The sequence below is a fragment of the Schaalia hyovaginalis genome, assembly GCF_014208035.1.
Lineage (GTDB): Bacteria > Actinomycetota > Actinomycetes > Actinomycetales > Actinomycetaceae > Pauljensenia > Pauljensenia hyovaginalis.
Genome location: NZ_JACHMK010000001.1, coordinates 490,987 through 513,453 on the forward strand (window position 1 = coordinate 490,987; position 22,467 = coordinate 513,453).

The 22,467-nt window shown below is 65.0% G+C and carries 17 protein-coding genes; 9 read left to right on the forward strand and 8 right to left on the reverse strand.

Annotated elements, in window-relative coordinates:
- The first annotated feature begins 338 nt into the window (after window positions 1-338).
- The 4 genes from HD592_RS02100 (at window position 339) to HD592_RS12565 (ending at window position 3,166) form a co-directional block, all read left to right on the forward strand.
- Window positions 339-572: a hypothetical protein gene (locus HD592_RS02100; RefSeq protein ID WP_184451519.1), complete on the forward strand. Its 234-nt coding sequence runs from the start codon at window positions 339-341 to the stop codon at window positions 570-572.
- A 605-nt stretch (window positions 573-1,177) separates the two neighbouring features.
- Window positions 1,178-2,428 carry an LCP family protein gene (locus HD592_RS02105; RefSeq protein ID WP_184451520.1) on the forward strand — a complete coding sequence of 417 codons (1,251 nt, stop codon included), beginning with the start codon at window positions 1,178-1,180 and terminating at the stop codon, window positions 2,426-2,428.
- 160 nt (window positions 2,429-2,588) lie between these two features.
- Window positions 2,589-2,984: a hypothetical protein gene (locus HD592_RS02110; protein WP_184454703.1), complete on the forward strand. Its 396-nt coding sequence runs from the start codon at window positions 2,589-2,591 to the stop codon at window positions 2,982-2,984.
- Window positions 2,897-3,166, forward strand: a complete 270-nt coding sequence (locus HD592_RS12565; RefSeq protein ID WP_221437797.1) for a peptidoglycan-binding domain-containing protein — start codon at window positions 2,897-2,899, stop codon at window positions 3,164-3,166. The genes HD592_RS02110 and HD592_RS12565 overlap by 88 nt, the downstream gene beginning before the upstream one ends.
- A gap of 149 nt (window positions 3,167-3,315) precedes the next feature.
- Here the strand turns inward: HD592_RS12565 and HD592_RS02120 are convergent, their stop codons facing one another.
- Window positions 3,316-5,643, reverse strand: coding sequence for a hypothetical protein (locus HD592_RS02120; protein WP_184451522.1), 2,328 nt, complete (start codon window positions 5,641-5,643; stop codon window positions 3,316-3,318).
- 347 nt (window positions 5,644-5,990) lie between these two features.
- On the opposite strand from HD592_RS02120, the gene HD592_RS02125 reads away from it, so the two are divergent.
- A complete protein-coding gene (locus tag HD592_RS02125) occupies window positions 5,991-7,070 on the forward strand; it encodes an Ig-like domain-containing protein (protein WP_184451523.1) in 1,080 nt (359 codons plus the stop codon).
- The gene (locus HD592_RS02130; RefSeq protein WP_184451524.1) at window positions 7,040-8,269 is read left to right on the forward strand and encodes a Cna B-type domain-containing protein; all 1,230 of its coding nucleotides are present in this window, start codon (window positions 7,040-7,042) and stop codon (window positions 8,267-8,269) included. Before HD592_RS02125 ends, HD592_RS02130 begins: the two co-directional genes overlap by 31 nt.
- 157 nt (window positions 8,270-8,426) lie before the next feature.
- Here HD592_RS02130 and HD592_RS02135 read toward each other — a convergent pair whose 3' ends face one another.
- The gene (locus HD592_RS02135; protein ID WP_221437798.1) at window positions 8,427-8,813 is read right to left on the reverse strand and encodes a DUF1304 domain-containing protein; all 387 of its coding nucleotides are present in this window, start codon (window positions 8,811-8,813) and stop codon (window positions 8,427-8,429) included.
- Window positions 8,814-8,865: 52 nt separating this feature from the next.
- Here HD592_RS02135 and HD592_RS02140 point away from each other — a divergent pair, with 52 nt between their 5' ends.
- The 3 genes from HD592_RS02140 (at window position 8,866) to hemH (ending at window position 13,432) form a co-directional block, all read left to right on the forward strand.
- Entirely contained in the window at window positions 8,866-9,435 is a 570-nt protein-coding gene (locus HD592_RS02140; protein WP_184451525.1) for a TetR/AcrR family transcriptional regulator, read from the forward strand.
- Window positions 9,436-9,719: 284 nt separating this feature from the next.
- The gene (locus HD592_RS02145; protein WP_184451526.1) at window positions 9,720-12,374 is read left to right on the forward strand and encodes a VaFE repeat-containing surface-anchored protein; all 2,655 of its coding nucleotides are present in this window, start codon (window positions 9,720-9,722) and stop codon (window positions 12,372-12,374) included.
- 74 nt (window positions 12,375-12,448) lie between these two features.
- Entirely contained in the window at window positions 12,449-13,432 is a 984-nt protein-coding gene (gene hemH / locus HD592_RS02150; protein WP_343058708.1) for a ferrochelatase, read from the forward strand.
- A gap of 64 nt (window positions 13,433-13,496) precedes the next feature.
- On the opposite strand, the gene HD592_RS02155 is transcribed toward hemH, so the two are convergent.
- The 6 genes from HD592_RS02155 to HD592_RS02180 are packed head-to-tail and all read right to left on the reverse strand — an operon-like array spanning window position 13,497 to window position 22,326.
- Complete coding sequence (locus HD592_RS02155; RefSeq protein ID WP_184451528.1) at window positions 13,497-16,490, reverse strand: choice-of-anchor M domain-containing protein; 2,994 nt, start codon at window positions 16,488-16,490, stop codon at window positions 13,497-13,499.
- Window positions 16,487-17,371, reverse strand: a complete 885-nt coding sequence (locus HD592_RS02160; protein WP_184451529.1) for an anchored repeat-type ABC transporter permease subunit — start codon at window positions 17,369-17,371, stop codon at window positions 16,487-16,489. Before HD592_RS02160 ends, HD592_RS02155 begins: the two co-directional genes overlap by 4 nt.
- The gene (locus HD592_RS02165; RefSeq protein WP_184451530.1) at window positions 17,368-18,090 is read right to left on the reverse strand and encodes a metal ABC transporter ATP-binding protein; all 723 of its coding nucleotides are present in this window, start codon (window positions 18,088-18,090) and stop codon (window positions 17,368-17,370) included. The genes HD592_RS02160 and HD592_RS02165 overlap by 4 nt, the downstream gene beginning before the upstream one ends.
- Complete coding sequence (locus tag HD592_RS02170) at window positions 18,087-19,058, reverse strand: choice-of-anchor M domain-containing protein (protein WP_184451531.1); 972 nt, start codon at window positions 19,056-19,058, stop codon at window positions 18,087-18,089. Before HD592_RS02170 ends, HD592_RS02165 begins: the two co-directional genes overlap by 4 nt.
- Window positions 19,055-20,650 (reverse strand): anchored repeat ABC transporter, substrate-binding protein, encoded by a 1,596-nt coding sequence (locus HD592_RS02175; protein ID WP_343058709.1) that lies wholly within the window; start codon window positions 20,648-20,650, stop codon window positions 19,055-19,057. Before HD592_RS02175 ends, HD592_RS02170 begins: the two co-directional genes overlap by 4 nt.
- Window positions 20,647-22,326, reverse strand: a complete 1,680-nt coding sequence (locus HD592_RS02180; RefSeq protein WP_184451532.1) for a choice-of-anchor M domain-containing protein — start codon at window positions 22,324-22,326, stop codon at window positions 20,647-20,649. Before HD592_RS02180 ends, HD592_RS02175 begins: the two co-directional genes overlap by 4 nt.
- Window positions 22,327-22,467 lie beyond the last annotated feature (141 nt).

Below are 22,467 nucleotides of genomic sequence, written 5' to 3' on the forward strand. Positions count from 1 at the left end.
CCGACCGGAACGATCACGTGGGACACCCCCGGAACAATGTCCTGAAACACCCCACCGTCACCACAACCGGAACGATGTCCTGAAACCAGACATACCTGGGGTGGTGCATGAGGTGGGAGGCGTTCCTCGCCGAGAAGACCATTGGGGACGATGGTGGGTGGGGGTACACGCACGCGCGGCTTGTGCGGGCGCGCAACAGTGTGAACCGGCTACTTAGCCAAGGGGTGTTGTTCACCTACACCGATCCCGACTTTGACGGGGCCCTGCCGGCGATGAACAACCAGATCGAAGGGGTCACGAACGCGCCTGTGCGGCAACTGCTCAGGGACCATCGTGGCATGCGGCTCAGCCGCCGGATCAAAGCGGTCTTCTGGTGGTGCTACATGCACACCGAACATCCCCTGCCTGCAGCCAAGATCCTCAAGGTCATGCCCACCGACGCCCAGATCGAAGCCGCCTGGCACCACGCCTCACGCGAACACGGCGCCTCCGGAATCATCCCCCGATGGGGCAACGCCATCGCCTGGAACGACCTCCACCACACAAGCCCCCACCGACACGACTGGGACTAACCCCCGACCAACACAATCTGTCCTATAACCCGGGGATGACGTGAAGGTGGTTGGCAAAGATTGAGAATCCCTGATGGCTGATATCTACGCCGCACATCCAGAGGACGTCGATGCGACGCACTGCTTTCAATGTTCTTGATCCGAATCATACCGTCAACGATGTTGGACTGTGCGCTGTGAAGCAGAAGGTTCGGCTAAAATGCGCCACGTGTGCCAGCGGCTCCAAGAGCCGCGCCTCCAATGAGGTTCCTGATGCTGGGCCGGTCGCGGGTCTATTAGGTATGCAGTTTAATTCTGAATTACTGTGTTGCGATAGTTGAAACCTTCATTCAGAGCGGGTGTCTGTAATGTAGCTATTGGAACTCAGTCTATGCCTTCAGTGGTCTCAAATTGAGTGTGCGAAGGGGTGGTTGTGATTAAGGCTTCCGAGTGCAGTGTAATTTGGGATTGCAGGTGTGAGTGCAGGCTGTTGCCGGGCTGGTGGTTACAATACTCGCCCCTGGCTGGTACTCTTCGACTGGGTTGGAGCTGATCTAACGCTGATAGATGTCAGCTCTCGCCGCAGCTACCTGGTGGAGTGGAGCAGACTGCTCTAGAGTGGCTGTATGAGCGTTGGTAACTGGTGGCTAGAGCGACGTCCGGCGCTCCATCGAGCTCAAGATCCTCGTCGATATGAGCCTCTGCGGATAGTAGTCTTGCTTATATTTTCTGTCGCTTTATTTCTGGCTGCCACTACAGGCTTCGTTTGGCTTGATTTGTCGCATGATCTTAGTGAGAGATCTCTTGATACTGAGCAAATTCGTCGGACGGTCTCAAATCAATCTGGTAGTGAAGAAAGAGTAAACCCTCTTGCTCCCGGTGAACCGCTGAATATTTTGGTGTTAGGAATTGATTCAAGAAAAGAGCAGGCCCCAGAATTTGGTTCTGTTGAAGATGTTGAAGGTATACGCGGTGATGCGACAATTCTTGTGCATGTTTCGGGCAAGCGTGATTCAATGACGCTGGTTTCTATTCCGAGAGACTTGATGGTGGAGATTCCGAACTGTCTGCTTTCGAATGGAGAAGAGGTGTCGGCGTCCTTCGGACAAGTAAATTCTGCGATGATGTTAGGATCTGGTACCAATTACGATATCGCTTACGGTGTCGCTTGTGCGCAGTCGACTGTGGAAAACCTTACTGGGCTTCAAATCGATAACTTTGTGGTCGTTGATTTTAAGGGGTTTGAGAGTGTGGTGGACGCCCTCGGTGGTGTTTGGTTTGATGTTCCTCAGGATGTCGTTGATCCGGAGGCAAATGCCTATCTTGCAGAAGGGTGTCAGCTCTTAAATGGTGAACAGGCGCTAGGGTATGCACGGGCACGTAAGTCGCTCGGTGACGGGTCTGATACATCTCGAATTGGGCGGCAGCAGGAGCTTGTTGCGGCGCTTGTGCGAGAGGTGTCTCGCAAGGTTTCGAGCGGTAATCTGCCGATTCTTGTGGCTTTTGTTCGGAGCGTTTTGACAGCAGTGCATGTTTCTCCCCAGCTCGCGTCATTTGAAACGGATTTGTCTTTGTTGGTTGCGGTTGCAAACATTCCTTCACAGAATGTTCGATTGGTCACGATGCCTCGTGAGCCTTGGGAAAAAGATCCTAATCGAGATCAGCCTCAAGAGCCGTATGCTTCGCAGCTTTGGAACTCTCTTCGTCAAGATGAGCCGTTCGTTGACGAAATTGGCTATGTCACGAGCGATGGGCGAGCGTCGGTGGCGGAGGAACCTTTGTTGGATCAAGTTGAATCTTCAGATGGCGCCGCGCTCGAAGTGTCGCCGGAGTCTGGGGTCAGTGAGTCGCTAGCTTGTCCGCCTAATGGTCACTGAGCAGGGCTTCTGCCATTGAGGCGTCTTGTTGGCTGAGGGAGGGGTCCTGTTCGTTTCGCAACCTGGATTCCGCTGCCCTTCCGCTTGCGCTCGTTTGAGAGCAGTCTGTATTCACCATCACACAACGGTGTGTGGTGTGAGATGAATTGAGGTCGTTCAGATGTCGAATATGCGTAGTTTTAGAAGAGTGTTCTCTGTTGTGGTCGCGGCAGGGTTTCTTCTTGTTGCATCAGCAGCGAATGCGACTGAAATTTCAGAGTCGGTAGATGGTGTGGCTGGAGAGGAGGTCGCGATTGTTGCTCCTGATGATGATCCAGAAATCGCCCCGTTCCGAATCGATCTTCCGAGCAACCCGTCGGAATCGCCGCAGTTGGAAAAGTTGCCTATGACAAGGGCTGCGTCTGTGGAATGCACGGACTCGTTCACTCAAGGGGTTGAGCACGGGACTACATGGGTGCGTCTTCCTGCATGGATGCCATACTATGGTTTCTCCTACAACTGCTATCTGGAACGTGGTTCGGAGAACAGGGGCTTGCGGAGCTTCAGTATTCACTGAAACGGTGCAACGGTCAGCAGATCGCAGTTGATGGGGTCTATGGTCCCGCGACTGAGCAGGCAGTCAAGAATGTGCAATACGCTCACGGTCTTTATGTTGATGGCGTTTATGGTCCGGCAACCGGAAGTGCGATGACATGGAAGGCGTACAACGGGAGTTGTATCCATGTTTCGCTGCCATGATTAGCTAAGATCGTCAGCCAGCTGATCTGCTGATCTGTCTTGGTTTCGCTGAGTTGTGCCGTCAAGGAGTTCCTTGGCGGCACAACTCTTTCTGATGGAGGCTGGCTTGGCGATCAATATGTTTCTCATATTTCCGAAGTCTCTTCAATTCAGTGCCTTGAAGATCTGTTTGCGGGGGCTTGTTTGATTATTTCGCTTGGTTGATGTTGTGTAAGGAGCTGTTTATTTTTCGGATGGAATGCTCTTGGAGATTGGTGTGCGGAATCGAGCGGGAGCGCGCGGATTCGGGCGAGTGCGGCATCTTCTGTGAGAGGCGTGGGATCGAGGGCGGGAATCGTGTCTTGCCCGAGGCCTATGTGTGCCATCTGGGTGTGGATGGTGGCGAGTTCAGTTTCGGCGGCGCGCAGCTTGTCTGTATACGGGTTCGGGCGGGCGAGTTCGCTTTGAGCGCGGTCGCGTTCAGCTTCCGCGTCGTGTGCGTGTTGACGGTAGCGTTTTGCGGTGGTTTCGAGGTTAGCGAGATGGTGTTCGAGCTTGCGGATGACCCCGAGGATCTGGCTGGTTTCGAGGAGGTCGGTCACTTGGAACCGGACGGCTTCGGATGCGAGATAGGCGGGGTCTTCGTGCATTGAGGCCAGGGCGGCCACGATGATGGTGGGCTCGGTTATCTCAGGACGATCCCATTCATTCCTGGGGAGCGGTGCAACGCCGAAGACGAAGTCATGTCCGCCGAGGTGGACATCTAGGGTGGACAGCCCCCGTCTGGAGAAGTTCACGAAGCTCATGCGGTTAGCTCCGAGGTCGCAGGCGCGTAGAGCGGCTGCGAGGGCCTCTGCTGCTTCGGTCCGGGTGGACAGGTGTGTTCCGTTCATGTCGGCTGCGAATGCATCACCCTTGGTGGGGAGACTCTGTGCAGAAAAATGCTCACGGACTTCGGCTTTGCGTGTGAGAGCCGTGATCTGCCGGTCGAATGAGGGGAGGAGAGTCTGGAGATGCTTGTGCTGGAGGTCGTGGCTCTTGGCCCGCGCTCGGTAGGTTTCGACCTGGTTCTTTAGGCGGGCTTCTTCGAGGAGAAGGGGGTTGCCTGAGGCGATTGCTTTGACTTGGGCGTAGGAGACTTCTTCATCGGACTGGGTGATGTCCTCAGCGGTTCTCTCGTTGAGGTTGTGGGTCATCACCTGGTTGATGAACCGGGCTTTGCGCTCGAGGGTCTGCCAGGAGTATTCGTCGAATGAATGCTCCGTGACGTAGCGGAAGATCTCAATCTCGTCGTTTTGGTTTCCCTGTCGGAGGATGCGTCCATCCCGTTGGGCGAGGTCAGCTGGTCGCCAGGGAGCAGTGACGTGGTGGAGGGCGATCGCCCGCGCTTGGATATTGGCGCCTGTACCCATTTTGTCGGTTGATCCGATGAGGACTCCGATGGCGCCGTTGCGGGCCTGCATGAAGAGTCGGTCCTTCTCTTCGCTGGAGGATACGTCGTGTGTGTAGGCGATCGTGTCTTCGGGGACGCCGGCGTTGACGAGGAGGGTCTTGAGCTCGTCGTAGAGATTCCACCCCTTCTTCGGGGTGCCCAGGTCGCAGAAGACGAGTTGGAGGGCTCCGGGGGTGGGTGAGGGGCGGCCGGCGGCATCGAGGTAGATGCGGCCCTTGGTCGCGTGGTAGATGCGTGCAACTTGGGCGGCCACGGCGTCGATTTTCTGATTGCCGATCGGAGTACGGATGCTTGCGAGTGCTCGCGTGGCTGACTCTTCCGACAGTAGGCGGTAGGCGGTGGCCATTGCCTTGCCGTCGTTCGTGATGGCGAGGAAGTTGTCCTCATATGGGGGCACAGTGCCGCTTGAGATACAGTCGGCGCGATTGGTGATCGCCGCAGAGAACTCGTCCATCGCCGGTCCGATGTTGACGGCTACGACCTTCGGCTCTCGTCTTCCCTTGTTGCCGACAGCGAGTTCGGGGATCTTCAGGTCGAGCTGGCTGCGGGTCTTCACGTCAGCGAAGACACTCCACATGTTCATGAGCTCGGGCATGTTCTGAAAGCGGGCGACACGCTGCCTGATGGTGAGTGCGCCGGCGACTGTTGATTCGATGCGCTGCTCGGTGGAAGTGAAGGTTCGTGCCCACTCATCGAAAGTGTCGAGGCCAGCGTCGGTGAGCAGGTCGGGTCGCAAGTAATGAGTCATGACCCACATCTCGCCCATCGTGTTGGCGATCGGGGTGGCAGTGGCGAAGGTCGCTACCCTCGCGCCGTGGGTGGCGCGGAGCCAGTCGAGTTTCATATCGAGGTCGGCGCACTTCGCTGCGGTTTCGCTGGCGATGATGCCACCGATTTCCGTGCGCGCGGACAGATTCTTGAATAGGTCGTGGGTTCGATTCCCACAGGTGGCTCTAAAAAGCCCGAGATTCCAACGAAAACAGCGTTGGGGTCTCGGGTTTTCCCGTTGAAACTGGACAGGGGGACTGCACGTGTGGCCGCTCATGAGCGGTCCGGGTGGGGTGCTGGAGGTCAGGTCGCCCTGTGTGCGGCTCTGGCCCGATCCGGCGTGGCGAGATCTTGACAGCGTCGAAGGCGGTGGATTGTGCGGGTGGGGTGCTCGGGCGTCTTCTTCTCGCAGGTGAAGGCGATTATCGGGGCTGATGGAGGCGATGGGGCCCTGCTTGCGCACAGTGTGACGGACATCATAATAGCCTAATGCTTCAAATCTTTGTGCAGTAGGCTGGCCGTGTTACTGCGTAGATGGGGGGCGTATCCTGCCCCTTCTTCTCGTGAACCAGGACACTCCATTTTCGAGCCCTGCGGGGCTGCCGATTCATCGAGGAGTCAGTCGTGTTCACACGGACCCATACCTTGCCTGCCAGAAGACGCATCTGGGCCGTCTTCACACTCGTACTTGCATTAGTTCTCATCATCCCCGGTTTGGGGTCGCGCGCCCATGCCGAGGCGAAAGCGGTGGACGTCAAGGTCACGAACTTCCAGATTCTCAACTTGCAGAAACAGAGTGTCAGCACTCTGTTCGTGTACGATCGCTTCTATTTGTCAATGGAATGGGACGCCACGCATCTCGGCGCGAATGTGCATAAGGGGGATTATTTCGATGTCACCCTGCCGAAGGAGATGCGTTTCCCGAGCGATACCTCTGCTGCGGATTTCGATCTGCTCGGCATGGATGGGGTAACCGTCTTCGCGAAGGGTCATGTGACCCCTGGTGAAAACGGCCTCGGGGGGACGGTGCATGTCGTCTTCACCGATGCGGTGGAGAACAAGTACAACGTCAAGGGCACGATGTACCTCGGAGCGTCCTTCGAAGGAACACTCGTTAAGACGGATGATGCGAATACCTTCTCGGTGACGGTGAATTCTCAGGTCTTGACATCCCCGTCGATTCAGATCATTGGAAACAAGGATCTGGAAAATGAGCATCTGTCGAAGTGGGGCGTCGCGGTTGCGGGCCAAAGTGGAGCTGCTCAATGGACTATGCGCATCAATCATACGAAGGCGACGCTGAAGAACGTCCGGATCTCCGACGCCCTTTCCGGAGGCGCAGGCGACGAGACCTACATCGAAGACACCTTCAAACTCAGCCGGGTCGAGCTGTCGCCGAAGGGGGACTTGGGTCCGGAACTTGAAAAGATTGATCTGGGAGGGAAACTCGAGCTCTCCGCGGATAAGAGATCCTTCACGATCAACCTCGGCAACATTGACGGGGGACAGTACTGGCTCACGTACAACTCGACCTATAAGCCTGGATCCGTCTTGCGAAACAGTGCCTCTCTCACCTCCACGAACGGGGAGTGGAAGAGTGCCTCCGCCTATCAGTCGGCCGAATCGGGTGGTACCGCTGAGGGGGACCTCGCCTCGAGATCAAGCTCATCAAGGTGGACGCCGCTGATGAGAAGATCGTTTTGAAGGACGCGGTTTTCACGGTGACGAAGCCGGACGGATCGACTTTCGAACTCACCACGGGCGAGGACGGAACGGTTGTTTCGGGCGTCCTCGAACAGGGTATGTACAAGGTTAAGGAGAAGAAGGCCCCCGCGGGCTATGAGCTCAACGACCAGGAGTTCACCCTCAATGTCACGCCCGCCGGCGGTGCGATCCAGACCGTGACCGATAAGAAGATGAGCGTCGAGGTCTCGGTGGAGAAGAAGTGGAAGGACGGTGACGACCAGGACGGCAAGCGGCCTGCCTCGATCACGGTTCACCTCCTGGCCGACGGCGTCGATACGGGCAAGACCCTGGTGCTCAACGCCGATATGGGGTGGAAGGGGTCCTTCACCGGACTGCCGAAGTACAAGAGCGGCAAGCTCATCGAATACACGATCTCCGAAGCGCAAGTCGCGGGTGTCGACCCGTCGAAGTACACGGTGAAGATCACCGGGAACATGTCGACGATCTGCGGCTTCACGATCACGAATGCGAATATCGAGACCGTTGATGTCGACGGCGTCAAGACGTGGTCCGACGACGAGGACCGCGACGGCAAGCGGCCGGAGAGCACCGTCGTCCGCCTCAAGGCCGACGGGGTGGAGAAGGATTCCAAGACCGTCACGCCCGACGCCGGGGGCCGCTGGTCTTACGCCTTCACCGGGCTGCCCAAGTACACGACCGAGGGGCGCCTCATCGAGTACACGGTGACCGAGGACGCCGTGCCGGAGTACGCGACCCGGATCGAGGGGAAGCAGATCATCAACTCCTACACTCCCGGCAAGACCTCTGTGAGTGTGACCAAGGCCTGGGACGATGCCGAGGACCAGGACGGGAAGCGCCCCGAATCGGTGAAGGTTCAGCTCTTTGCCGATGGGAAGGCCCTGGGCTCTCCCGTCGAGCTCAGCGGATCGACGGGGTGGACGCACACCTGGACGGACCTCTTCCTCAAGGACAAGGGCAAGGAGATCGCCTACACGATCGTCGAGGACCGCATCGAGGGGTACACCTCCCGGGTCGACAAGGACGGGGCCGCGGGCTTCGTCGTGACGAATACCCAGAACCCCAAGGGCGGGCTCGCCAAGACCGGTGCCGATGCCGTGGGCGTCGGTGCGATGACCCTCCTCCTGGGCGGTGCGGGCGCGCTGGCCTGGGGAGCGGGCAGGCGCAAGAAGGCCTGAGGATGACTGATCCTCACGGCCGCTGAACCCGGCCTTCGCAGGGGCGGCCCCGAGTGCGACGACACGCGCTCGGGGCCGCCCCGCTTCATACCGCCCCTCTCCTTCAGTGCGGCACCGGTCCTGCGCGCGGTGGCGCCCCGCCTCCGAGGGGGGCGTTTCAGGAGAGCGCGCCGATGGCGAGTAGGGCCACGGCGAGCAGGGGCAGAGCGCCCTGCTTGATCGCCGCCGCGCGCTTCTCGGGCGAGGACAGGAAGAGGACGAGGGCGGCTGCGAGCATGGAGCCCGTTCCGGCGAGGGCGAGGGCGAGGCCGACCCGGGGTGAACCCGCGAAGTGGAAAATCGTGCCGATGGTGGCGATCAGGGCGAGGAAGAGGTTGTAGAAGCCCTGGTTGTAGGCTATCTCCTTGGTCTGCTCCGCCTGGAGTGGGGTGAGGCCGAAGATCTTCACGCCCTTCGTGGTCCAGGCGAGGGATTCGATGTAGAAGATGAAGATGTGCAGGGCGGCGGCGAGGCGGGCGATGCTGAGGCCGGCGAGGATCGTCAATATATAGTGAAATGCACAGTACAAAAAGCGTGAGGGTTATGGGGTTGCGCACATGGGAAGAATCGCCACCTTCGACCGCCGGGTCGTGATCGCTCGCGCCCGGGACATCTTCTGGGCCAAGGGTTACGAAGCGACCGCGGTCCCCGATCTGGAGGAGGCCACCGGCCTCAAACGCTCCTCCCTCTACCACGCTTTCGGTTCGAAGAAAGGCCTCTTCGACGAGGCGATCAACAGTTATCTCAATGAGGAAGTGCGCCCCCTCATCGCCCGCTTGAAGGGGCCCGATGTCTCCCCTGAGGCCCTCGTCCGCTACTTCACTAAGCTGCGCGACGGCGTCGTGAGCGAAGACGGGCACCCGGGGTGTCTGCTCGTCGCCGCGGCCAACGCCCCGGTGGGCGCTGACCCGCTCGTGGCGGGCGTGATCGCCGACTATCACGCCGAACTGCTCAGGGCCTTCACGGCCGGAGTCCTCGCCGCCAAGCCCGGACTCAGCGCCCCGCAGGCGCGCAGCACGGCCCGCATGCTCGTCGCGCTCAACATCTCGGCTCTGGCCCTGGCGCGCACCAACCCGGCCCTGGCCGCCGCGGACCTCGACGAAGCGCTGACACTGCTGAACGATTGAACCCTCCGCCGCCCCGCCCCTCTCCGCATCCGCCTGCGCTCCGAAGACCCGCTGCGGGCTGAACGCCTGCACTCAGAAGGCCTGCGCTCCGAACGCCCGGCGCGAACACCTCGGCGCCGCGACGGGTTATCCACAAGCGCTAGAGGGGCTCTAGGCAGATCCGTCTCGGACGGCGCACGATGGTGATGACGAGAGGGCGCCCTCGTCGATGAATCCCGCGGTGCCGCGGGAAGCCGGTTCCGATACGTCCGGAATCGTGAAGACCCTTGTCGAAAGGCGCCACCATGCCCTCTGCCCGCCAGTTCGTTCACCGCACCGGATCCCGTCGAGCGCTCGGCCTCGTCATGTGCCTCATACTCTTCTCCTTGCTGTTCGTCGGAACCCCCTCCCCGGCGCACGCGCGTCAGAACGGAGCGGGCATCATCGTCCGGAACATCGGGGGAGGAGGGCAGGACCTGTGGCTCGGCGCCTTCGAAGCGCCGGCGAACGGGGACAAGCGCTACCCGACCTGGTGCACGCACATGTGGCGCACGGATCCGCAGCCTCAGCATTCCGCCTCCCTCTCGACCCTCACCGACTCCTCCCAATGGGGGCCGGCGGAACTCGATGCGACCACCGCGCAACTGGCGTGGATCCTGATGGAGTATCAGGGGAACCAGGAGGCGACGAACCGCGCCGCGCTCGCCTACCTCGTTCATGCGAATCTCGAATCCGCCGATCCGGGTCGGGATCCCGCCGATTCGGTGAGCCGACTGGTGAGCGCGGTGAGGACGCAGATCCCCCAGGTCGATGCGCTCGCGCGGAAGTACGTCGAAGAGGCCCGCCGCTCCGCAGCGGTGCGCTATTCCTCGGCGGAGGTGATCGGTGACGGGGAGCGCAAGGGGGAGCTTCGCGGCATAGGAATCGTGTCGGCGAGCGGGTGGGTCGCGGGCCGAGCGGTGACGGCGATCCTGGAGGGGCCGGCCGTGTTCACCGCCACCGGATCGAGCACATGGTCCGGGTCGACGGCGAGCGAACCCGTGTCGCTCGCGTGGAGATCGACGGGCAACGGCCCCGTTAACGCATCGATCGTGTACACGGATCCGGCGCGGACGAACCTCACCCGTTATACGACGAGTCCGGGCATTCAAGACACCGTATCGATCGGGGACCGGCCCGCAGGAGAACCCGTGGAACGCCGGGTCACCGGACCGAGCTGGCGCGTCGAGTTCGACTTCCAGCCGATCGCCCGCTCTTCGGTGGGCGACGCGAAGCACGTCGTTGACGCGCCGCCTTCGGATGTGCTCACAGTCGGGGCCGATCCCGACTACGGGTCGGGGACCTGGATGAGCATCGGCGGCGCTCCGGTCCCGGTGGTCTTCGAGGGAACGGCCTACGCCCTCGGAGAACGGCTCCCGGAGACGAGCACGGACGTACCCGAAGGAGCCGAACCCGTGGGGACGGTGCGGATCATCGCACGAGGCCCGGGCGAGTACTCGGCGGCCCTGGACGAGCGGGCGGAACCGGGCTTTCTCACGTGGGTCTGGCGCGTCGACAAGGAGGCGCAAAGCCACAGCGTCGACGATCGGGGCGAGAGCGTGAGCGTGCGCGACCTCGTCCATGCGAACTGGTCGGACGCCTTCGGGCTCCCCGAGGAGACGAGCTCGGTCCCCGCCGTTCTCGAGATCGACTCCTCGCTGACGACTCGGACGACGAAATCCGGGGACTACCTGGTGGACGACCTCTTCATCAAGGGCTTCCCCTCGGACCACCCCGCCTTCACAGGAGGCATGGGCTTCGATGCGGACGCTCCGACCCTCACGCAGCGCCTGCTCTTCTTCCCCGAAGGGCTCGAAGTGCTCGACGAGAATCGGGATCGCGCGCAGCTCGTTGCGAGCGTCGAGGTCCCGGCGCGCAACGGATTCCATCCGAGCGTGGGGTCCACGGACTTCAAGGTCGACGGCGGGCCGGGGACCTACGTGTTCGTGTCGTCCTTCACCGGGGACGCGCGAGTGAGGCCCTTCGAATCGAGCGTCGAGGACCCGAGCGAGCAGTTCCGCGTCGACAAGCCCGATGAGCAGCCGAAACTCTCGACGACCGCCACCGATGCCGCTGACGGCGACAAGGAGCTCGCGCCCGCGGGCACCGTCCGGATCCGTGATCGCGTCTGCTACGAAGGACTCGAGGGCGGGGCGTCCTACCTGCTCGAAGGGGTGCTGATGGATCGCGACTCCGGGGAACCCGTGCTCGACGGCGCGGGCGCGCGGATCACGGGGGCTTCAAAGTTCACCGCCGAGGCGGCGCAAGGGTGCGTGGACGTGGAGTTCGAAGCCGAGGGCGCGCGGCTCGCCGGTCGGACGAGCGTCGTCTTCGAGCGCCTGAGCCGTGACGGCGCGCTCATCGCCGCGCACGCCGACCTCGATGATGAGGGGCAGAGCGTGAGGACCGGGCCCGCCCCGAAGATCTCCACCACCGCGCGCGACGGGGACGAGGGCGACGCGTCCATTCCGGCTGGCCCCGGGGCCCGGATCCTCGACGAGGTCTGCTATGAGGGCTTGAACCCGGGGATGCGCTACTGGCTGAGCGGAGTGCTCATGGACCGCCTTCTGAACTCGCCCCTGCTCGAGGGCGAAACCCGGGTCACGGGGGAGCTCGAGTTCACGCCGGATGAGCCCAAGGGCTGCGTCGACGTGGAATTCACGCTCAACGCGACGGCGCTCGCGGGCAGGGAGCTCGTGGTCTTCGAGGAGCTCTCCTCGGATGAGGGGCTCGTCGCGGTTCACGCCGATATCGACGACGAGGGGCAGACCGTCCGAGTGGATGCTCCGCCTCCGCCGGCCGAAGGCCCGGCGCCCGGGCTCGCCGATACGGGAGGCGATGCCTCCGCTGTGATGGGCGTGGCCCTGCTCCTCCTGATGCTCGGCATCCTCGGCCGGATCGTCGTGCCCGGAAGAAGGTGAGGCGGGGGTGCGCAGAGCCTCCGGCCCATCCGGCGGCATACGCGCGCCCGCCCTCCTGGGCTAGCCTTGAGCGGGTGAAAGCCGATGAGCCCGTACTGATCCTGGTGAACCTGGGGACGCCGAAGTCCCCGAAGACGAAGGATGTGCGCAGGTACCTGCGCGAATTCCTCATGGATCCGAGGGTCGTCGAGCTCCCCCGTCTCCTGTGGCGGCCGATCCTCGAGGGGATCATCCTGAGGGTCCGGCCGAGGGCTTCGGCCGCCAAATACGCGACGGTGTGGATGCCTCAGGGCTCTCCCCTGGGGCATTACACGAAGCGCCAGGCGGACCTCCTCCAGGCTGAGCTCGGCGTTCGTGTGGTGCCTGCGATGAGGTACGGGGAACCCGCTCTTGGCGACGTCCTCGATGAACTGAGCGCCCGAGGGGCGGGCAGGATCGCCGTTCTTCCCGCATACCCGCAGTATTCGGCGACGACCGTGGCTTCCGTGAACGATGCCGTGGCCGACTGGTTGAAATCGCGCCGTGCGCACCCCCGGATCCGCCTGGCGGGCTCCTTCCCGACGGCTCCGGCGTATGTCGATGCGCTTGAGGAGGCGGTCAGGGCCCACTGGGGGCGTGTCGGGCGCCCGGACTTCGCCGCGGGCGACCGCTTGGTCTGCTCCTTCCACTCGATCCCCGTCGCCATGCATGAGGCGGGCGATCCGTACCGATCAGAATGCCTTCAGACCGCTGCGGCCTTGAGGGAACGGCTCGGGCTCGCCGAGGAGGAGTGCGTGACGACCTTCCAGTCGGTCTTCGGCCCCTCGAAGTGGCTCGGACCTGCGACGATCGACACGATCGAAGCCCTCGGAGCAGCGCGGACGCGTCGCCTGGACGTCATCTGCCCGGGATTCGTCGCGGATTGCCTGGAGACGCTCGAAGAGATCGACCAGCTCAATCGCGAGGCCTTCATCAATGCGGGCGGCGGCGAGTTCCACTACATCCGGTGGGGCAACGAGTCGCCTCAGGCGATTCGCGCCCTCGGCGAGCAGGCTCGTCTTCTCCTCTCCGCCTGGTGAAGCCGCCACTGGGAACGGGCGTCCCCCGGGGGATCGGTGCATCGACGAGCCGCCGCCGGGACTCTCAGGCGCGCCTGCGCACGAAGAAGGCCCACCCGCCGACGCCGATGAACGCGCTGATGCCGATGCCGACCAGGATCCAGCTCCACCAGGCGGACGAGGGGGAGGCGGCCGATCCGCGCTCCGGGTTGAGCAGGGCGCTCACCGGGGACTCCGCCTTGCTCAGGGCGCGGACCGAGCCCTCGCCTGTCCCCTCCTCGAAGGAGAGGCCCTCGGCAGCGCCGTCCTCGGCGGTCTCGCCCGTGGAGGCGGCGCCGTCCTCTCCGGATCCGCTCGCCGAGACGAGTGTCCCGGATACCGCGGAGGACCCCGATGCGCCGGAGGGGGCGGAAGCCGAGGAGGACGCGGTCGCGCCGGAAGAGACGGGTGCGGGACTCGCGCCTCCCGCCGCCTGGGTGACCGTTCCGCCCTGGGGGCTCGGAGCGCCGAGGACCGGATGAGCGCTCGTCGGCAGGGGGATCGGCGAGGAGGCGGCCTGCGCACCGGTCGAAGCGGCCGGAGCCGCGGGCGTGGAGGCGCCCCCGGACGATTCGGCGCGCGCAGCGGCGTTCAGGGACGCGACGAGTTCATCGATCGGCAGGAGCCTGCCCCGACCCGAGGAGGCGGAACCCGAAGCGGATCCGGGCGCGGGGGCCGCACCTCCTGCGATGTTCTTCGCGATCGCGGCATCTCCGACGAGGAAGACCGCGCGCAGGGTCTTGTCCACGGAGGTCCCGTCCTTGAGATGCGCGGTGTAGACGAAGTCCGTCGCGTAGCGGCCGGGCGCGGTGAAGTAGAAGGCCTGATGGTCGTGCGATCCGAAGCGGTAGGAGATGGCCGTGTCGGGCTTGAGGGAATCGAGGCGCGTGACGAAGCCGTCGAAGAGGGAGGTGTTCCCCGTGATGAGGCGCCCGGGGCCCGTGAAATTCGCCAGGCGGACGGTGACCCCCGCCGGGCCGAGCGCCGAATAGTCGACGCGCTCGGTCGAGAAGCCGACCCAGGGGATGCCTTCGATCTGCGTTTCCGGCAGGCTCCACACGCCCTTCGGCGCGGCGGCCCGCAGCTCCTCGTAGCCCTTCGCGGTCCCGGGAATCATGGCGTGCGTGCGGTCGGGGACGGCGTAGGCGAAGGTGCCGGATTCGCGGGTGACCGGTTTGCGCGGATCGACGGTGTCGAGGACGAATACTTGAGCCTTTCCGTCCTTCAACGCGAGCGCCTGATCCATGTGCCCCTCGGTGATGAGGTGGAGGGGCGAGGCCGCTGCGCCCCCGCTCGTCTCACCCTCTGCGGGCGCGGAGGGGCTGACGGGATCCTTCGAGCCGCTCGTCCCACCCGATTGCGAAGGGGCGTCCGGGGCGGGCGTCGGCTGCTTCTTCTCCGCGTCGATCTCCTTGAGGGCGCGGATGGCGGCGTCTCCGACGACGAAGTAGGCGACCCGGGAGGCGTAGGAGTGGTTCTTCGCGACGTCGTCTGCGCTGATGGAGTATTCCACCTTGTAGACGCCGGGTTTCGTGAAGACGTGCGCGAGCGGCAGGGCCTTGGGATCGTTCGTGTGGTTCTTCCGGGCGGCCCTCGTGACGGTGTCGTGGAGGGTCGTCATCTTCCCGTCTGCGATGGTGCCCGCGATGTAGCGCCCCTCCTTGGGGCCGCTGAAGACCGCGACGTCGAAGACGATCGGCTGGGAGCGCAGCTCGGCGGGCATCTTGGTGAAGTCGTAGCCGAGGGAGCCGTTCGAGCCGGATGCGGGCAGGACCCAGGCCTCGCCGATCTCGGTCTTCTGGCGGAGCGAATCGGGCACCTCGAGGATGGGGGCGTCGGAGGTGGGGGCTCCGTCCCGGGTGACGGTGAGCTCGACGGCCTTGATCGTCTTGCCGTTGCGCTGCGCGTCCGTCATCGAGGCCGCGTAGACGTAGTTCTGCGGTGCCGAGGGCGGGGCGGGAATGAAGCGCGGGTGGCGGAACAGGGTGTTGATCTGCGCGCGGGCCTCGTCAACGGAGGTCGTGTCGGCGGCCGGCGCCGCAGGGGCGGGATCGGAGCCGCCAGTCGTCCCGCCCGCGGACGGAGCGCCCGAACCCGAGGGCTGATCGCGGACCTGCTCGGCGCTCACGCAGACGGGGGTGAGGGAGGTCGTCGTCCCCTCGGGAAGCCCGACTTCGGCATCGGAGCCGACGAGCCAGGTCACGGTCGTCGGTCGCGAGACCACCCGTTCCCCGCCGTCCTTGGGCAGATAGGAGGCGACCATGGTCAACCGGTAGACGCCCGCCTGCGTGAAGCTCCAGTTCCAGTGGCCGTGGGAGCCGATGCGGAGCTTCAAAGGGGCGAGACTCGGGTCGGAGGACAATCCCCGGCTCAGCGAATCCGAACCGACGGTCCGCCACACCTCGACCCGACCGGGACCGGAGACCCCGGTGATCTGGATCGAGATCTCATCGAGGAGCACGCCCTCGGGCAGCGAGTTCTCGTGATGAACGTCGAAGGCGCCGATGCCCGCCCAGACGGGCCGCCAGTTGTCGACGAGCTCCTGCGGGGCGTTCCACACGATGTCCCCGGGCTTGCCGAGGAAGTCGAAGAGCCCCTTGGTCTGCGAGGGGATCACCATCCGCGAGACCTCACGCCCGTCGGAACTGCGCGCGTCGGGGGCGAGACGGATGCACACCGACGCGGGATCGTCGAGGACCTGCTGGCCGTCGATGACGGTCATGGCGAGCTCGCCCTTGATCCGAGTCGCGTAGGCGGCATCGACGTGGCTGTGATGGAGGATCTTGCGGCCGGCGCAGGCGTGGGCAACGCGCCCATCCGCTCCCGGAGTGGCCGCAGGATCGGCGGCCGACGATCCCGCGGGCACGGTGAGGTCGGCGGGGAGCAGATCGCCGACCCCCGCCTGTCCCGGCTTGTGCTCGGCGGCGAGGGCGGGCGCGTCCGACTCCGGGGACTCTGCCCGGGCCGCGGGCGCCGATGCGAGAGGCGCGAGGAGGAGAGCGGCGCCCACGAGGAGGGCTGCGGGGGAGTGGATTCTCATACGGGGGTCCTTTCCGTGCGGGCCATGCGGATGCCCGCGAACTGAGCGGCGATGAGACCGCGCCCAGGAGCGAAGAGCCAGACGAGGATGAACAGCAGTGCGGAGATGAGGACGATCGCCGCGCCGGAGGGGATGTCGAAGGACCATGAGGCCCAGATCCCGAGGAAGGCCGCGAGGGAGCCGAGGATCGGGGCGAGGATCATCATCGGGATGACCCGGTCGGTGAGGAGGCGCGCACTCGCCGCGGGCGTGATGAGCAGGGCGAGGACGAGGATGTTCCCGATCGTCTGGACGGAGATGACGACGGCCGCGGCGATGGCCAGATGGAGCACCAGGTCGATTCCCGCAACACCCAGCCCCCGGGACCTCGCGTAGTCCCGATCGACGCTCACGAGGACGATGCGCTCGTGGAAGACGGCGAGGAGCAGCCCGATGACGACGCACCCGATGAGGGAGGCGAGCAGGTCCGTGTTCGTCACACCGGTGAGTGAGCCGAAGAGGAGCGATTCGAGGGAGCCCGTGTATCCGGGCGTCTTCGCCACGATGACGAGGCCGAGCGCGAAGGCCGCGGCGAAGAAGATCCCGATGATGGAATCCTCGCGAATCCTGCGGTTCTGCGAGAAGGCGGAGATGAGGCCCGCGACGAGGAGGCCCGCGATACCGCCCCCCACGAGGATCGACCCGTGCAGGGCGAAGGCGATGGCGATGCCGGGGAAGACCGCGTGCGAGAGCGCGTCGCCGACGAAGGACAGGCCCCTGAGCACCACGTGCGTTCCGACGACGCCGCAGATCACGGAGGATGCGATCGCGATAAGCAGCGCGCGGGGCAGGAAGGCGAAGGTCGGATTCGTCAAGTCGGTGAGGAAGTCGAGGAAGGTCATCGCTTCACCATCCCCAGCGAGCGCAGCAGGGCCGAGTCCTCCGCCACGTCGAAGGTGTCCATCCACAGGCCGGGCTCGAGAAGCGCATCGGGCTCACCGTCCGCCTTGACGGAGCGGTTGAGCATGACGATCCGGTGGCAGATGTCGACGGCCTGAGTGAGGTCGTGGGTCGACATGAGGACGCCCACCCCCGTGCGCGCGAGGTCGACGAAGAGGCGCGACAGGGCGTCCTGGTTCGGATGATCGAGACCGGTGAAGGGCTCGTCGAGCAGGAGCAGCTTCGGTCCGGTGACCAGGGCCCGTGCGACGAGGAGGCGCTGCTTCTGGCCGCCGGAGGTCTCCTGGATCGTGCGATTCCGATAGCCGTACATGCCGACCGCGTCGAGCGCCCGGTAGACGGCCTCCAGGCGCTCGAGGCGCCGGGGGGCGCGGCGCATCCCGACGTAGGCGCCGGCGACGAGCTGAGCGGCGCTCATCGGGTAGGACCAGTCGAGGTCCTGGCGCTGCGGCACGTATCCGATGGGGCCGTCCATCGTGCGGACTCGCCCCTCAGTGCTGAGGAGCCCCATGATGGCGCGCATGAGGGTCGTCTTCCCCGCCCCGTTGGGGCCGATGAGCCCGACGAGCTCACCGCTTTCAACCGTGAGGCTCACGCGGTCGAGGATCCGGCGCCCCCCCAGGGTGACGGACAGCGCATCGACCTCGAGCGCCAGGTTCATCGCTCCTCCTCCTGCTCGCGCTTCTCGCCCTCGACGATCTTCTCCGCGGCGCGCTCGCGGGAGCGGGAGTGCTTCTGGGCGACGAAGACGAACGCCAGGAGCGCGAGGGCGGCGATTCCGAGACCGCCGGCGAGGTAGAGGGGCAGGGAGGCGTGGGAATCGAGGGCGGAGGGCTCGTCGATCTGGGCGGGCGCCTCGGGGGCGGTGGACTGGGCCCACGTCGTTTCCAGCGCCTTCTGGGCGTCGGCCTCGTTCCCGACGGCGAAGCGGAGGACGCGCGTATCCTCGACGGTCGATCCGTCGGTGAGCTGGGTCTGAAGGGACAGGCGGACGAGGTGGATGCCCGGCCGGGTGAAGACCCAGTTCGCGTGGGTGTGGGTGTTGGCGTCGATGTGGATCGACTGGGCGGTCTCCTTCGTCGAGTTCCACAGCTCCTGCGGACCGGAGAAGTTCCCCGCTTCGACGAAGGCGTGGAAGTCGCCCTCGCCCTGGTGTCCTTCGAACACCAGGGTCGCGCCCTGCGCGAGGCGCGACACGACCTCGGGATCCTGGGTGTTCCACCCGAGCCAGACGACCTCGGCGATCTCGGACTGCGGGACGGCCCAGACCGGGCCCTGAGCCTGGATGAAGGAGTAGGCGTCGTCCTCGGGCAGGGAGAGCTGGGCCGCGTCCGAGACCCGGAACACGACATCATCGATGTGCCGCCAGATCGGGTGCTCGGCCGTGTCGTCGCGCGCGAGGAAGGTCCACTTCCCGTCGATGAACTTCGGGCCCAAGTCGACGTGCCCTGCGGAGATCTCGACGGGGGTGCCCGCGGGGGCGATCTCCTCATCGGATTCGACGACCTGCGTCAAGGAGGGGTCGAGCGTGGTCGAGTCTTCGGCGAGTGCCGGGTTCGCGCCGACGAGCAGCGCGGGGACGAGGGCGGTCAGCGCCGTGGCGCGGATGAGCATGCGTGAGAGTTTCACTGTTCTCCTGAGAGGGAAGGGACGGAATCCTCGTCCGAGAGCGGCCATGCGGGCAGGGACTCGGGGTCGAGGCAGGATTTGATTGAACGGGTGTTGAACTCCATGAGCGCCCGGTAGGTGGGGACCTCGGCGGTGAGCGTGTCGGAGTGGAGCTCGCAGACGGACTTGCCCGTCGCCCGGGCGAGGGCCGTGAGTTCGCCCAGGTGGGACAGGGAGTTGGCTTCGACGAAGACGCCGGACGCCGGAGAGGCCTTGAGGACTCGCGCGAGGTTGGCGAGCTGGAAGGCGGAGGGCTCGAGCGAGGGGTTCGGGGCGACGAAGCCCCCGATCTTGAGCCCGTAGGCCCGTCCGTAGTAGCCGAAGGAATCATGGGCCGTCACGAGGGAGCGCTTCGCTTCGGGGATCGAGGCGATGACGCCCCGGATCCAGCGGTCGAGCGTCTCGAACTCGGCCTTCGTCCGGGCGGCGTTCTCCCTGTATTCGGGGGCATGCTCCGGGTCCATCCGGGCCAGCTGATCGGCGATGAGCTCGGTGTAGGCAATGGCGTTCGTGACGTCGTGCCACATGTGCGGGTCGATCTCGCCGTGGACGTGCGTTCCGATGACGGCCTGGGCGAGGATGCGGACCTCGTCGCCGGGGTCGGCGAGGAAGCGCCACTTGTTGTCCGGGATCAGGGTGGTCGTCGTGTCGGGCACGGCGATCACGATCCGCGCGGGGTCGAGCTCGCCCTTCGCGTCCGATCGCAGTGTGAGTCCGCCTTCGAGGTGCGCGGTGAGGTCGGCGTGCCCGGAATCGAGGATCGTGCGGCCCATCGCGTGCGGGTCGGTGCCGACGGAGAAGGCGAGGCCGGCGGTGCCCAGGGGCGTCTCCCCGGCGGGGGAGACGAGGGTCGCCTTCAGGTCGAGCGTGTAGTCGCCGGGCCGGGTGAAGCCCCAGGACATGTGCGTATGGGCGTTGGTCGGCAGCTCGACCCGGTCGTCCGAGTCGATCCCGTCCTTCGAGGCGATCCAGGGGCGCGGTTCGCCGAAAGTGCCGGTGGTGAATGCCGCCATGTCGCCGGGGCCGGTCGCCCTCGTCGCTTCGAAGCGCACCGTTGAGTCCGCGGACGCCTTGCCGTCGACGCGCAGGCCCAGCCAGATCGTCGCCAGCGAGATGTCTTCGACGAGCGGGATCGGCCGTGCGCCGAAGGGCACCGATTCGGAGCCGAGGTCGATGCGGGGCGCGCCCTCGGGGAGGTTCGCGTCGATCTGCTTGGACAGGGCGGTGCTCTCCAGGAGCAGCCCGTTCGAGAAGGCGATGTCGGCGTGGGCGATGTCGCGCAACTGGGCCATGGAGGGCTCGAAGGAGTGGGGGTCGGCGCCCTCGGGGATGAGGGAGTGGACTTCGGCATCGGGGGCGACATTGCGGACGAGGTCGGCGATGATCGGCGTGGAGGCGACGATCGAGATCCCAGGCCCGGAGGATTCGGAGGGCGCCGTCCCGGTCGGCGCGCACCCGGCGAGCCCCGTCGCGGCGAGGACGAGGGCGGCGGCGCTCAGCCCCGTCCTGCGCACGCCCCTTCTGTGCCGGGACGCGGTCGATGCGGTGCTCACAGTGCGCGCAGCCGACGTGCGAGGGCGAAGCCGACGACCGCGAGAACGGGGGCGACGACGAGCAGCGTGAGGGCGGAGGAGCCCGTCGATGCGAGTCCCGAGGGCAGTGCGGAGGCGTCGACGTTGTGGCCCTCGGCGCGCAGGCGGGCGATCGTCGCCTCGTCGAGGGTGCAGGGCCGCCCGTCGGCCGTGCGCCCCACGTAGGTGGTCTGGCCGCCCGGGCCGCCGATGCCGCCGAACCAGCGGGTGCCGACGAGGGATCCGAAGTTTCCGGACTCGAAGACCGCGAGGGCCCCCGGACCGGAGACGCCGTTGAGCGTCCACGTCACGTCGCCGCTCGTGTTGCGGAGCAGGTCGGGGTGCATGGTGTTGGCGCCGACCCACGGGACCGAGGCGACCTGGCTGGAGGAGATCATCCAGACCTTCTGGCCCTGCTTCGCGATGAATTCGATTCCTGCGGGTGCGGTCACCTCGGCGGCCGACCCGAGTCCGAAGACGAGGGCGGCGGGGTTCAGCCACCGGGCGGGCTGGGTCCGGTCGTCCTTGACGAGCATGGAGATCCCCGATGCGCTGGCGGAGGTGCCGATGTCGAAGTGGCCGGAGTCGGCGTTGCCGGAGCCCCCGACCTCGAAGGTGAGGATCGCGGAGGTGCGGGCGATCTGCCCGGACTTCATGCGCGCGCTCTGGGTGATCGACACCTTGTAGGTGCCGGCTTGGGTGAAGACCCAGTTCGGGTGGACGTGCGTGTTCGCGCGGATCGTATGGGAGCCGCCGACGGCCGTGCCGCCGCCGGAGGAGGTCAGGGGAGTCGGGATGCACTGCTCCGCGCCGGTCGCGGCCGCGGGCTCCGAGGCGCCGTTCGTCTGGGTCTTCTCGGAGGCGGGGGCGTCCTTCGCGGGCTTTGAGGGGCTCTGCTTCTCGCCGGATGCGCGGGAGGGGAGCACGGTCGCGGCTCGGGCCTCCGCCCGGGCGAGGGCTTCGCCGCCCACCGCGAAGGTGTAGACCGCGGCTTCGCTCACGAGCCGTCCCTTCGGGGTCTCCGCTTCGGCGTGGAGGGTGAGGGTGTAGTCGCCGGGCGCGCTGAAGAGCCAATTCGCGTGCTCGTGGGTCGGGGAGTGCTGGAGGATCGAGCGACCCGGCGCCACATCGTACCCTCCCTGTTCGAAGACCGGGTTCACGGCGTTGAAGGCTCCGGAGCGCCACAGGTGGACCGTGCCGGGTCCTTCAACGGTGTCGATCACCAGGCGGATCTGGCTGGGGGAGAGGCCGGCGATGCGCGTGGAGTCCCATCCGGGCCAGAGCAGGGACGGGTTCTCCGATTGCGGAAGGGCGTAGCCAGCCGTGCCGATTCCTTCGATTGAGGCCGTGGCTTCGGTTTTGGCCTCTTCGCCGACTCCGAAGATGATCGTCGCCGGGTTGTGGAAGTGCGGTGTTCCGGGCGTGGACAGGTCCTCCTTGGCGACGAGGGAGATCGAATCGCCGTTGGGGACGAGGGCGAAGACGTCGGTGTGACCGCGTGTGAGGAGGGTCGTCGTGGCCGATCCTGTTGCGGTCGGGGGCGTCGTCTCGGCGGCGATGGCCTTGTGGGGGAGCAGGCCCGTAAGGAGGGCGAGCGCGAGGGCGATGAGCGCGGCCTGGAGGGGGTGACGCGCGGGAAGCCTGTCGAGGGGACGCATGAAAACCTTTATAAGTAATGGGAATGGCTATCATTAGAAAGATAGTCCTTCTCCTCGACTTCGTCGACTCCGCTCCTGCCTGCGCGCAGCGCCCCTGCGAAGGCGAGTCGCCCCCGCTCCGGACCGCGTTCATCCCTCCCC

Excerpts from the sequence above, each read along its gene's own strand:
- HD592_RS02100 (WP_184451519.1), top strand. The coding sequence starts at position 339 with ATGCGGCTCAGCCGCCGGATCAAAGCGGTCTTCTGGTGGTGCTACATG.
- HD592_RS02105 (WP_184451520.1), top strand. The coding sequence starts at position 1,178 with ATGAGCGTTGGTAACTGGTGGCTAGAGCGACGTCCGGCGCTCCATCGA.
- HD592_RS02110 (WP_184454703.1), top strand. The coding sequence starts at position 2,589 with ATGTCGAATATGCGTAGTTTTAGAAGAGTGTTCTCTGTTGTGGTCGCG.
- HD592_RS12565 (WP_221437797.1), top strand. The coding sequence starts at position 2,897 with ATGGATGCCATACTATGGTTTCTCCTACAACTGCTATCTGGAACGTGG.
- HD592_RS02120 (WP_184451522.1), bottom strand. The coding sequence starts at position 5,643 with ATGAGCGGCCACACGTGCAGTCCCCCTGTCCAGTTTCAACGGGAAAAC.
- HD592_RS02140 (WP_184451525.1), top strand. The coding sequence starts at position 8,866 with ATGGGAAGAATCGCCACCTTCGACCGCCGGGTCGTGATCGCTCGCGCC.
- HD592_RS02145 (WP_184451526.1), top strand. The coding sequence starts at position 9,720 with ATGCCCTCTGCCCGCCAGTTCGTTCACCGCACCGGATCCCGTCGAGCG.
- HD592_RS02155 (WP_184451528.1), bottom strand. The coding sequence starts at position 16,490 with ATGAGAATCCACTCCCCCGCAGCCCTCCTCGTGGGCGCCGCTCTCCTC.
- HD592_RS02160 (WP_184451529.1), bottom strand. The coding sequence starts at position 17,371 with ATGACCTTCCTCGACTTCCTCACCGACTTGACGAATCCGACCTTCGCC.
- HD592_RS02165 (WP_184451530.1), bottom strand. The coding sequence starts at position 18,090 with ATGAACCTGGCGCTCGAGGTCGATGCGCTGTCCGTCACCCTGGGGGGG.
- HD592_RS02180 (WP_184451532.1), bottom strand. The coding sequence starts at position 22,326 with ATGCGTCCCCTCGACAGGCTTCCCGCGCGTCACCCCCTCCAGGCCGCG.